The following is an 11,562-nucleotide window of genomic DNA, read 5'->3' as shown; positions in this document are numbered from 1 at the left end:
CGTCCAGGGCGACCGTGGCCAGCCCCGATGCGCCCTCGAGCTGCAGGAGCGCGACGTCCGACGAGGCATCGGTGCCGACGACGGTGGCGACATACGAAGCACCGGTCGACTCGATGGTCACCTCGATGGACGTCGAGCCCTCGATCACGTGGTTGTTGGTGAGCACCAGCCCGTTCGCCGTCAGCACCATGCCGGTGCCCGCCGCCGACGCGTTCTGGTAGCCGAGGGTCGTGGTGATGGTGACGACGCCGACCTGCTGATCCGCGCTCGCCTCACTGGCGGCCGCTTGGTCAGAGGTGGACGGAGAACTGCCCCAGGACGGCGGGACGAACGACGGAACCTCGGCCGTCGGCGGCTCGTACGCCGCCCCCTCGACCGTCGACGCCGCCGCGTTGTCGGTGTCGGACGACGCCTGGGCCGCGGCGATCAGGCCGCCGGTCACCCCACCGGCCAGCAGGCCGAGGGCGAGTGCGCCACCCGCGGCACCGAAGGCGAGGCCGCGACGGACGACGGGCTTCGTCGGGACGGCGACACCGCCGATTGCCGACGAGGACCCCACGCCCTCCGGCACCGAAGCCCCCGACCCCTCCACAGGAGCGTCCGACGCTCCCGAAACCTGCTGCTCGTCCATGGCTCTGACCTCCCCGACGGCCCCCGTCTGGCGCCGTCAAGGACCAGAGAACGCCCCGGACCCGAGAGGTCGCTGGAGTGTTCCCGTGCGCAGCCTGTGGACCTCAGTGCTGGGCGGCGAACTGCGAGATGTCGCCGTGCAGCATCTCGGCCAGCTCCGACAGGCCCTGGGGTCCTCCGGCCGCTTGGGCGATCCCGCCCACCTGGTCGTTCATCTCGTGGATCGCGCCCGAGACGCGGCCGATGGCCTGGACGGCCCGGTCGGTGGCGGCGCGGGACGCGTCGACCTGGGCGGTGATGTCGTCGGACGAGCGCGCGGACTCGTCGGCCAAGGTCTTGACCTCGGCGGCGACCACGGCGAAGCCGCGCCCGAACTCCCCGGCGCGGGCCGCCTCGATGGTGGCGTTGAGGGCCAGCAGGCGCGTCTGCGAGGCGACGTTCTTGATGAGCCGCACGGCCTGCTGGATCTCCTGGGCCGACTGCTCGAGCGCCTCGACGGTGCTCAGGGCCGCGGTGGCCTCGTCGACCCCCGCCTGCGCCGACTCAGCGAGCACCTGAGCGGACGCGCCCAGCTCGGTCGAGGCGGCCGCGACGTGCACCGACACCTCGACCGCCTTGTCCACCATGAGCTGGCGGGTGGAGGTCTGCTCCGCCAGCGACGCGGCGGAGAGCTCCATGGTGTCGCGCGCGGTGTTGATGCGCTGCGCCCCGTCGCGGAACGTGCCCGGCATGCCGCGCACCAGGAACTGCCGGTGGAACCGACCCTCGGCGGCTGCGGTGAGCGATGCACCCGACTCGCGGACGAACGCGTCCATGACGTCGAGGCTGCGGTTGACGTCGTCGCGCAGGGCGGCCAGCTCGGGCGGACCGTCCAGGGGGTCGACGCGCACCTCGAGGTCGCCGTCGGCCACGCGCGCGAACGCGGCGGACAGGGCGGCGACGGCGCGGCGGTAGCTGTCGAGCTCGCCGGTGTCGGGCGTCTCGACCTGGGTGCGCCTCATCGGGTCACCAGCTCGTCGGTCGTCGCGAGGCTCCACACGAGCTCGTCGTAGGTCATCTCCCGCGTCGCCAGCTCGGCCTCCAGCAGCAGGCCGGAGGCCCGCATCGCGTCAGTCGGCCTCGCGTGCTTCGCCTCCTCGGCGCGCAGGCGGCGGTACAGCGCGTCGGCCGCGCGGACCGCGCCGCGGTCCGGGAGACGGCGGTTGGAGTGGTAGCCGACGAGCGACCCGGAGGCCGTCCGCGACGGCGTGACGTGCGCGAACACCCAGAAGTGGGCGCCGTCGGCGGCGAGGTTGTTCACGTACGCGAAGATCTCCTGGCCCGCCTCGATGGTCTCCCACATGACCTTGAAGATGATGCGGGGCATGTCGGGGTGGCGGATCACGCTGTGCGGCTTCCCGATCAGGCCGGCCTCGGCATACMCCGACACGCGCAGGAACACCGGGTTGGCGTACGTGAGCCGACCCTTGGCGTCGGTCTTGGACACGATGATCTCGTCGTCGCCGAAGGTGCGCTCGACACCCGTCGGGACAACGCTCGAAACGCGCACGCGGCACTGCCTTCGCTCAAGTTCGGCCAACCGTCGACCGACACATCGGCGGCGTCACCGCGGAAGTGAGGATCAGCTGGTCGCCAGCACGTCCTTCAGCGCGTACGACACCGGCTCCTCGAGCTGCGCGTAGGTGCACGACGACGGGTCCCGGTCCGGGCGCCAGCGGCGGAACTGCGCGGTGTGCCGGAACCGGTCGCCCTCCATGTGGTCGTAGGCGACCTCGACCACCAGGGTCGGCGACAGGGGCACGAACGACAGGTCCTTCCCCGCGGACCAGCGGCTCCCCGCCGCCTCCCGAGGCGTCCGGCCGAGTGCGGAGTAGTCCCACGGGTGCCCCTCCAGCGGCACCACCAGGGGCGCGAGCTCCGTCACCAGCTCCCGGCGACGCGCCATCGGGAACGATGCCGCCACACCCACGGACGCGAGCGTTCCGGAGGAGTTGTACAGCCCCAGCAGCAGCGACCCGACGGCGTCGTCGCCGGACTTGTGCGGCCGGTACCCGGCGACCACGCAGTCGGCGGTCCGCTCGTGCTTGATCTTCTGCATCGTCCGCTTGCCGGGCTCGTACAACCCCGCGGGGTCCTTGGCGACGACGCCATCCAGCCCCGCGCCCTCGAACTGCGAGAACCACTGCGTCGCGACATCGAGGGACGACGTCTGGGCGGTGATCGAGATCGGTCCGCCCGGCGTGACCAACGACGAGAGCACCGCACGCCGCTCCGAGAAGGGCCGAGACATGAGGTCCTCGTCGCCAACGGAAAGCACGTCGAAGAGCACCAGCAGCGCGGGCGTCTCGACGGAGAGCAGCCGCACGCGCGACTCCGCCGGGTGCACCCGCTGCAGCAGCGCGTCGAAGTCGAGCCCGCTGTGCGACGACGACGGCACGATGATCTCGCCGTCGACCACACACCGCTCAGGCAGGTAGGACAGCACCGCRGCAACGATCTCCGGGAAGTACCGCTGCATCGGCTTGGTGTTCCGCGAGCCGATCTCAACAGAATCCCCGTCGCGGAACACGATCGCGCGGAACCCGTCCCACTTGGGCTCGTACAGCTTCCCGGGCGGGATGGACGGCGCCGACTTGGAGAGCATCGGGTCCACGGGCGGCATCACCGGCAGCTTCATGGCCACCAGTCTTACCAGCCCCCACCCCCACCGCCGCCGACGCCACCGCCGGAGAACCCGCCGCTGAACCCGGACCCGCCCGACGAACCGGGGGTCGGCGCGGAGATCGCCTCGGTCGCCACGGACTGGAACCGGTCCAGCGACGACGCGAACGCGGTCGCCCAGTAGATGTTCGCTCCCGGGTAGTAGCCGCCGACGTACCAGCCCGGCTGATCCACGAAACGACCCTGAGCAGCGAGCTCGGAGAACACGCGCGCCCACCGGTCAGCCAGCCCGAACACGATCGCGTAGGGCAGGTACCGGCTGAAGATGTCCTCGCCCTCCTCGAACCGCAGCTGGTTCGCCTCGGCGGTGGCCAGGTAGCGGCGGAACCCGAGGGACTGCGCCAGCACGGCGGTGCCGTCCTCGGTGCGGGCGGGGGCGGCCTTGCCCAGGAGCGTGACGAGGATGCCCACGACGACCAGCGCGATCGGCACCAGCGCGAGCCCGCCCACGGACAGGCCGGCGCCGAACACGGCGAACGTCAGGATCACGCCGAGGATGGCGAGCGCGATCCCGGCGCCGTACCACCTGGCGCGGACGTGCTTGGGGTTCGCCCGGAACCAGCCTGAGGCAGTCACATGGTCGTAGAGGCCGTCCTGGACCTTGGCCATCGAGGCGGCGAACGTGGTCTTCAGGTCGGAGAGCTTGACCGACGTCGAGGCGGCGAAGATCGAGGACAGCAGCTCGTCCTCGTACGGCAGCAGCGAGCCGTCCTTGTTCTTCAGCTGCACCAGGGTCCAGTCCTTGGCCTTCTTCTTCGGGTTGGACCGCGGCACCTCCTCGATGCGCAGCCAGCCCCGCACGGCCAGGTCCACCAGCGTGGCGGTGACGTCGACGGGGTCGGCCTTCTCGTCAAGGAGCGTKCCCATCTCCCCCGGTCGCACGCCCGCGGGCGGCTGGAACTGCACGGAGACGACCTCGCGACGATCGCGGAAGCCCGTCGCCGCGCCCGGCTGGTTGTCGGCGGGACGCAGCCCCGGGGTCAGTCCGAGGTAGGCCTTGTCGCGGCCCACCCGGCGCACCCGGAGGAAGGCCAGGACGCCGCCGCCGACGAGCACCAGCAGGGCGACGATCCCGAACGCGGAGGTCGGCCGCACGGGGGCCAGCGGGTCGGGCTTGTCGACGAGGATCGGCTCCACCCCGGGGAACGTCCCGGCCGGCCAGCCGGTCACGGTGGAGAACTCGTCGCCCAGGGGCACCAGGTCCTGCGTGAAGGAGGAGGTCGAACCGGAGAACGTGGACGAGGTGCACCCGGTGGTGGACCCGTACGGTCCGGCGAAGCAGACGGCACCCTCGACCGCGGCGGGCCCGTCGACCGCCACCGTCAGGTCGCCCAGCGGGATCTCCCAGCCGGCGCCGATGACGTTCCAGTAGAGCTCGTCGCCGGAGTGCTGCTCGTTCGCGGGGTTGAGCAACCCGTCGACCGTGTACTCCACGTGGTACGTCTGCACGCCGGAGACGTCGTCGATGTCCTCGTCGCCGATGCGCAGGATCAGCGCGCTGCCGGTGGACTCCTCGTTCACCTGGTCCGGCGCTCCAGAAGCAGACGACGCCGAGATGTCGGTGTACTCGAACGCGCGATCCAGCGTCTCGTCGTAGTAGACCCTCGTCGGCAGGCTGAGGAACGGTCCGTGACCGGGGTCGTCGCCGAAGTCGAAGTCGAAGTCGAGCGTGACCCGCATGGTGCCGTCGACGGCCAGGGAGGCTGTGACGTCGTACCGCGTGATCTCCCGGCCGCTCGTCTGGTCGGGGACGGCAGCGGCCGTCAGGGCGACGACGAGACCGAGTGCCAGCAGGACCGCGCGCAGGGCCCTCACAGGTCGCGCTTCTCGCGGATGGCCCGGGTGGCCTCGAGGTTGTCCTGCCGCTCGCGCAGCGCCTGCCGCTTGTCCCACTCGCGCTTGCCGCGGGCCAGCGCGATCTCCACCTTGGCGCGGCCGTCGAGGAAGTACAGGGACAGCGGGATGATCGTCTGCCCCTTCTCCCGCGTGCGGGACTCGAGGCGGTCGATCTCCGAGCGGTGCAGCAGCAGCTTCCGCTTGCGGCGGGGCGCGTGGTTGGTCCAGGTGCCCTGCGAGTACTCGGGGATGTGCACGCCCTCGAGCCACAGCTCGCCGTTGGTCACCTCGCACCAGCCGTCCACCAGCGAGGCCCGGCCCATCCGCAGCGCCTTGACCTCGGTGCCGCTGAGCACCATGCCGGCCTCGAACACGTCCTCGATGACGTAGTCGTGCCGGGCCTTCCGGTTCGAGGCGACGACCTTGCGCCCGACATCCTTGGCCACGGTGGTCGAACCTCGTTCCTTAGCGCGCGAATGGTGCGGGTCGAGACTACCTGCCGGGCGCCATCCGAAATCAGAGACCGAGGAGCGGGCGAGGGTTCACGGTCCCGCCGTTCACATAGACCTCGAAGTGCAGGTGGCAGGCGGCCGACGTGCCGGTGTTGCCGGACCGCCCGATCAGCTGGCCCCGCTCGACCGTCTGCCCGGAGCTGACCGCGAAGCTGGTGAGGTGGTTGTAGCTGGCCGACAGGGCGTTCCCGTTGACGAACCCACTGTCGATCATCACCTGGTTGCCGAAGCCGTACCGCGCCTTGGCCCACGTGACCGTGCCCGAACGGCCGGCATAGATCGGGGTGTTGCAGTAGGTGCGCAGGTCGATGCCGGCGTGCAGTCGCGTGTAGTGCAGCGTCGGGTGGAACCGCATGCCGTACTCGGAGGTCACGTAGATCGGGTTGACGCTGGTCGGGTTGCCGAACAGGGCGTTGCCGATGGGACCGGCCGGGCCGTGCGGTTTGCCGGCTGCGGCGTCGCGGGCCTTCTGGGCGGCGATCGCGGCCTGGAGCTCGTTCTGGATCGCTGCCGCCTCGGCGTCGGCCTGTGCCAGCTGCGCCTCTAGGGCCGCGCGCTGGGCGTCCAGGGACGCCTGCTGCTGCACCTGCTGCGCGAGCAGGGCGTCCAGCGACGCCTTCGCCGCGGCCGCGGCCGCCTTGGCCGCGTCGGCCTCGACCACCTTCTGGTCGGCCTCCGCCTTGAGCTGGGCGATCTTCTCCTTGACCGCGCCGAGGCGCGCCTCGGCGTTCTTGTTGGCCGACTCGGCCGCCCGGAGCTGGTCGAGGATCTGCGCCTGCGTGCGCAGCGCCGTCGCCATGAGGCCGTACCGCTGCACGAAGTCGTCGGTGCTCTGCGCGTCCAGGATGACGTCGACGCCGGAGACGCCGCCGCCGTCCTTGTACGCCTCGCGGGCCATCTGACCGATCGCGGCGCGCATCTGCGCGGCGTACTCGGCGTCCTGCGTGATCGTCGTGGTGATCGTCGCCTGCTGGTCCTCGGCGTCGACCAGCCGGGCCGCGATGATCGCCGCCTCGCGCTGCGCCTTCTCCAGCGCCGCCTTGGCCTCGTCGAGCACGGCCTGCGCGGCGGGGATCTTCGCCTGCGTGTCCGCCAGCTGCATCGCCAGGGCCTGGAGGTTGGCGTCGACGCCCTCCATCGCGGCCTCGGTGTCGTCGCGCGCCTTCGCGATCGCGGCCTTCTGCGCCTCGGCTGCCTTGCGCCGGTCGTCGATCTTGTCGGCGTAGGCCGGCGCGGTGAAGAGCGCGGTGACCATGAGGACGAGCACGACGAGGAACGCGGGCATCCGCAGACGGCGCACGATCACACCTTCGTGTAGCGGCTGAGAGTGACCAGGGACGAGATCGCGGCGAGCAGGATCGCCACCGCGATGAGGATGGGTGCCACGGCGAGCACGTCGGACGTGTTCACGTACGGGATCCACGCCGCCTGCTCACCGAGCCAGTCGTCGATCAGGTAGCCGACGCCGAGCCACAGCGCACCGACGGCCAGCAGGGCGCCGATCGTCGCGGCGATCGCGCCCTCGAGCATGAACGGCAGCTGGATGAACACGGTCGACGCCCCGACCAGGCGCATGATCCCCGTCTCGCGACGACGGCTCAGCGCGGACAGCCGGATGGTCGTCGTGATGAGCAGCACCGCGGCCAGGAGCATCACCGCGGCGAGCCCACCGGCCAGCAGGGTCGCGTTGTTGAGCACCGAGAAGAGCCGGTCGAACAGCCGCTGCTGGTCCTTGACCTCCTCGACGCCGGGCCGCCCCGAGACCACCTCGGCGACCACCGGGTACTGCTCGGGGTCGGTGAGCTTGATCCGGTAGGAGGAGTTCATGTCGTCGACCGTCGCGGCCGACGCCCAGAACTGGTCCTTGAACTGCTCCTGGAAGGCCGCGAACGCCTGTTCCTTGGTCTCGGTGTAGACCTTCTCGACGTACGGCTTGACCTCGGGCGACGCGAGCGCCGCCTGGATGTCGGCCTTCTGCTCGTCGGTCACCTCGCCGCTCGCGCAGGTGGGCTCCGTGGAGTTCTGCGGGCAGAGGAAGACCGAGACCTCGACCTTGTCGTACCAGTCGTCCTTCATCTTGCCGATCTGCGTCTGCAGCAGTGCGGCGGCGCCGACGAAGGTGAGCGACACGAAGGTCACGAGGATGACGGAGATCGTCATCGAGAGGTTGCGACGAAGGCCCAGGCCGATCTCGGAGAGGATGAACTGGAGGCGCATCAGCGGTCCGACCCGTAGACGCCGCGCGACTGGTCACGCACCATCGCGCCGGTGGACAGCTCGATGACGCGCTTGCGCATCTGGTCGACGATCTCGTCGTCGTGCGTCGCCATCACGACCGTGGTGCCCGTGCGGTTGATCCGGTCGAGCAGGCGCATGATCCCCAGGGACGTCGTCGGGTCGAGGTTTCCCGTGGGCTCGTCGCACAGCAGGATGTTCGGGCGGTTGACGAACGCGCGCGCGATGGCCACGCGCTGCTGCTCGCCGCCGGACAGCTCGTGCGGACGACGCTTCTCCTTGCCGGCCAGGCCGACCATCTCGAGCGTGTCCGGCACGGTGGTGAGGATGTGGTGCCGTGGCTTGCCGATCACCTGGAGCGCGAACGCCACGTTCTCGAACACCGTCTTGTTGGGCAGGAGGCGGAAGTCCTGGAACACGGCGCCGATCTGGCGGCGCAGCGTCGGCACCTTCCACGACGACAGCGTGCCCAGCTCCTTGCCGGCGACGAACACGCGGCCGGCGGAGGCCCGCTCCTCGCGCAGCACGAGGCGCAGGAACGTGGACTTGCCGGACCCGGACGCGCCGACGAGGAAGACGAACTCGCCCCGCTCGACATCCAGGGACACGCGGTCCAGCGCCGGTCGTGCGCCGCGGGCGTAGACCTTGGTGACATTCTCGAATCTGATCACGGTGCTCGAAGGGGCCAGGTTCGGGGATGGACTTCACGCACGGGCACTACTGCTGGCCTTGTCGAGAGTAGGCAACGGACCCACCCCCACCCGGTGGTGACACGCCGCAGGGGAACCTGTGAACTGCAGCGGCCCCCGGACAGGTCGGGCAAAGCCCGCGAAACGCCCGTCAGTGCAGGGTCGGCAGGAACGCCCTCGGGTCCGGTTCGCGGGTCGGCGGCGCGCCGGTGATCGCGGCGAGGATCGCCTCGTGGCTGACCGTCGCGGCGTCGAACACCCCGTTGTTGCGGCCGTGCCGGAGCACGACGATCCGGTCGGACACCGCGCGGACGTCGTTCATGTTGTGGCTGATGAGGACGACGGCGAGCCCGAGGTCGCGCAGGCGCTCGATGTGCGTGAGCACCTCGGCGGTCTGCGACACCGACAGCGAGGCCGTCGGCTCGTCGAGCACCACGATCCTGGGCCTGCCGATCAGCGTGCGGGCGATCGCGACGGACTGGCGCTGCCCCTTGGACAACGTGGACAGCGGCGACTTGACCGACGGGATCCGGCTGTTCAGGTCGCGCAGGACCTTCCGGGCGATCTGCTCCATGGTCTCGTCGTCCCGCACCCGACCTCTGTGCAGCTCGCGGCCGAGGAACAGGTTCGAGGTCACGTCCAGGTTGTCGGCCAGCGCCAGCTCCTGGAACACCGTCGCGATGCCGAGCGCGTGCGCCGCGATGGGCGACGGGATGGTGACCGTCTCGCCGGCGATCTCGATGAGCCCCGTGTCCGGGACGAGCACGCCCGAGATCATCTTGGCGACCGTCGACTTCCCGGCGCCGTTGTCGCCGACGAGCGCGACGACCTCGTGCGCGTAGACGTCGAGGTCGACGTCGACCAGCGCCTCCACCGCACCGAAACGCTTGCCCAGACCCCTCAGCGACAGCAGGGGCACGTCATTGGCCGTGCTCATCGCCTCTCACCTGCTCCCCGTCGGGCACGTGACACGTGCAGTGAATCTTCCACCATGTGAGGCGTCGATCGCGTCATTGCGCCGCTCCGACCCCGACCGGCGTCTGGTCGTCGTCGACGCGGAGCGGCAGGGCGGTCGACTGGAGGGCCAGCACCAGGGCGCCGATCACCTCGGCCCGGGACCCCAGCGAGGCGGCGACGACCTCGAGCGGGGCGATCTGGTTCAGCAGCACGTTCCTGCGGACGGCCTCGCGCAGGGGCCGCAGCAGCAGCTCCCCCGTCTCCGCCAGCTCGCCGCCCACGACGACCAGCTGCGGGTTGACCGCGACGCCGAGCCCCGCGACGACCATCCCGATCATGGCGCCGGCCTCCGCGACCACCTTGCCGCAGCGCTCGTCGCCGTCGATCGCGCGCTGCACCACGTCGCGCAGCGCCAGCGGACCGGAGCTCACGCGGAGCCGGTCGATGAGTGCCGAGGCGCCGACGACGGTGTCGAGACAGCCGCGGTTGCCGCACCGGCACAGCTCGCCCGGGAACGCGACCTGCACGTGCCCGATCTCGCCCGCGGTGCCGGCGACGCCTCGATGGACCTGGCCGTTGATGACGATCCCGGCACCAGTGCCGTAGGACGCGCGCACGAACACGCTGTCGCTGTACTGCCGCGCCGCACCGAGCGTGCTCTCGGCGATCGCGCCGAGGTTGGCGTCGTTGTCCACGTACACCGGCCGGCCCAGCCGCTTGGAGAGCACCTGGCCGATGTGCACGGTGTCCCAGCCGGGCATGATGCCGCGCACCGAGACCATGCCCGTGGACACGTCGACCGGCGCGGGAAGGCCCACACCCAGCCCGACGACGTCGTCGAGCGAGGCCCCCACCCGCTCGACCAGGTCGACGACGAGCAGGGCCACGCGGTCCAGGCTCGTGTCCACCCGGTGGTCCGCCGGCAGCGGGAGGGTCTGCTCCGCGATGACCTGGTGGCTGAAGTCCCCGAGCACCAGCCGCAGGTGCCGGTGCCCGATCTGCACGCCGGCCGCCAGACCGACGCGGCGGGCGAGCGTGACCATCTGGGCACGCCGCCCGCTGCGGGTGGTCGTGGCGGTGTCGACGACGCCGGCAGCCAGGAGCTCCCGGACGATCGTCGACACCGTCGCCTGCGACAGACCTGTTGCCTCGGCGAGCTCGACCTGCGTGAGCCCGCCGTACCGCTTGACCGTCTCGACGACGAGGTTGCGGTTCGCGTCGCGCAGGGACGACTGGGAGCCGGCTGCGGGTGCTCGCCTGCTCACCGTGCGAACCTAGTGCAACTCGTCGTCCATCGATTCATCGCCTCGCTAGCGCGTCCCCGCCCGACGCTTGTTGATCAGGTCGAACGCCACGGCGAACAGGAGCACGAGGCCCTTGATCGCCATCTGCCAGGACGGGTCGACCGACAGGATCGACAGGCCCATGTTGAGCACGCCCATGATGAGCGCACCGACGATCGCTCCCGAGATCCGGCCGATGCCGCCCGTGACGGCGGCGCCACCGATGAAGCACGCGGCGATGGCATCGAGCTCGAAGTTCTGCCCGGCCGACGCGATGGCGGCACCGGCGCGGGCCGTGGTGACGATCGCGGCCGCTCCGGCGAGCACACCCATGTTGACGAAGATCCAGAAGTCGACCCGACGGGTGTCCACGCCCGACAGGCTCGCGGCGAGGCGGTTGCCGCCGATCGCGTAGATGTGCCGGCCGAACACCGTGCGCCCCATGAGGAACGTGTAGGCGACGATGAGCACCCCGACGATCACGAGCACGGTCGGCGTGCCGCCCGCGGAGAACGACAGGATGACCGTGAGGACGCCGATACCGATCGACACGAGCGCGAGCTTGGTGGCGAACAGGCCCACCGGCTCGACGTACAGCTCGTGCTTGCGCAGCGAACGGCGGGCTCGGACCTGCGAGACCACGATCGCCCCGATGGCCAGGATGCCGATGACGATCGTGACGACGTCCATGTTGTTGGC

The 11,562-nt window shown here is 70.5% G+C and carries 12 protein-coding genes; all 12 read right to left on the bottom strand.

The features are described 5' to 3' along the window. Nucleotides 1-631: trypsin-like peptidase domain-containing protein (locus AC1DUQ_RS07760; protein ID WP_477073601.1), on the bottom strand; the 631-nt coding region annotated here is incomplete at its 3' end. 103 nt (nucleotides 632-734) lie between these two features. Beyond that, entirely contained in the window at nucleotides 735-1,631 is an 897-nt protein-coding gene (locus AC1DUQ_RS07755; RefSeq protein ID WP_477060556.1) for a methyl-accepting chemotaxis protein, read from the bottom strand. Beyond that, nucleotides 1,628-2,179, bottom strand: coding sequence for a PAS domain S-box protein (locus AC1DUQ_RS07750; protein ID WP_477073600.1), 552 nt, complete (start codon nucleotides 2,177-2,179; stop codon nucleotides 1,628-1,630). Before AC1DUQ_RS07750 ends, AC1DUQ_RS07755 begins: the two co-directional genes overlap by 4 nt. 72 nt (nucleotides 2,180-2,251) lie before the next feature. Next, nucleotides 2,252-3,307, bottom strand: coding sequence for an ATP-dependent DNA ligase (locus AC1DUQ_RS07745; RefSeq protein WP_477060554.1), 1,056 nt, complete (start codon nucleotides 3,305-3,307; stop codon nucleotides 2,252-2,254). Between the two features lie 11 nt (nucleotides 3,308-3,318). Beyond that, entirely contained in the window at nucleotides 3,319-5,166 is a 1,848-nt protein-coding gene (locus AC1DUQ_RS07740) for a DUF2207 domain-containing protein (protein ID WP_477060553.1), read from the bottom strand. Continuing rightward, nucleotides 5,163-5,633 carry an SsrA-binding protein SmpB gene (gene smpB, locus AC1DUQ_RS07735; RefSeq protein ID WP_056096649.1) on the bottom strand — a complete coding sequence of 157 codons (471 nt, stop codon included), beginning with the start codon at nucleotides 5,631-5,633 and terminating at the stop codon, nucleotides 5,163-5,165. Before smpB ends, AC1DUQ_RS07740 begins: the two co-directional genes overlap by 4 nt. Nucleotides 5,634-5,703: 70 nt before the next feature. After that, a complete protein-coding gene (locus AC1DUQ_RS07730) occupies nucleotides 5,704-6,999 on the bottom strand; it encodes a peptidoglycan DD-metalloendopeptidase family protein (protein WP_477060552.1) in 1,296 nt (431 codons plus the stop codon). Between the two features lie 2 nt (nucleotides 7,000-7,001). Then, the gene (gene ftsX / locus AC1DUQ_RS07725) at nucleotides 7,002-7,916 is read right to left on the bottom strand and encodes a permease-like cell division protein FtsX (RefSeq protein WP_477060551.1); all 915 of its coding nucleotides are present in this window, start codon (nucleotides 7,914-7,916) and stop codon (nucleotides 7,002-7,004) included. Next, nucleotides 7,916-8,605: a cell division ATP-binding protein FtsE gene (gene ftsE / locus AC1DUQ_RS07720; RefSeq protein ID WP_056096656.1), complete on the bottom strand. Its 690-nt coding sequence runs from the start codon at nucleotides 8,603-8,605 to the stop codon at nucleotides 7,916-7,918. The genes ftsX and ftsE overlap by 1 nt, the downstream gene beginning before the upstream one ends. Nucleotides 8,606-8,774: 169 nt before the next feature. After that, nucleotides 8,775-9,560 (bottom strand): ATP-binding cassette domain-containing protein, encoded by a 786-nt coding sequence (locus AC1DUQ_RS07715; RefSeq protein WP_477060550.1) that lies wholly within the window; start codon nucleotides 9,558-9,560, stop codon nucleotides 8,775-8,777. Nucleotides 9,561-9,633: 73 nt separating this feature from the next. Continuing rightward, complete coding sequence (locus tag AC1DUQ_RS07710; RefSeq protein ID WP_477060549.1) at nucleotides 9,634-10,845, bottom strand: ROK family transcriptional regulator; 1,212 nt, start codon at nucleotides 10,843-10,845, stop codon at nucleotides 9,634-9,636. A 45-nt stretch (nucleotides 10,846-10,890) separates the two neighbouring features. After that, on the bottom strand, nucleotides 10,891-11,562 hold a 672-nt coding region (locus AC1DUQ_RS07705; RefSeq protein ID WP_477073599.1), incomplete at its 5' end, for an ABC transporter permease subunit.

Source organism: Cellulomonas sp. P4_B5_2 (assembly GCF_056402235.1).
Note: the sequence above shows the minus strand (reverse complement) of the source record. Positions and strands in the feature narration are given on the sequence as shown.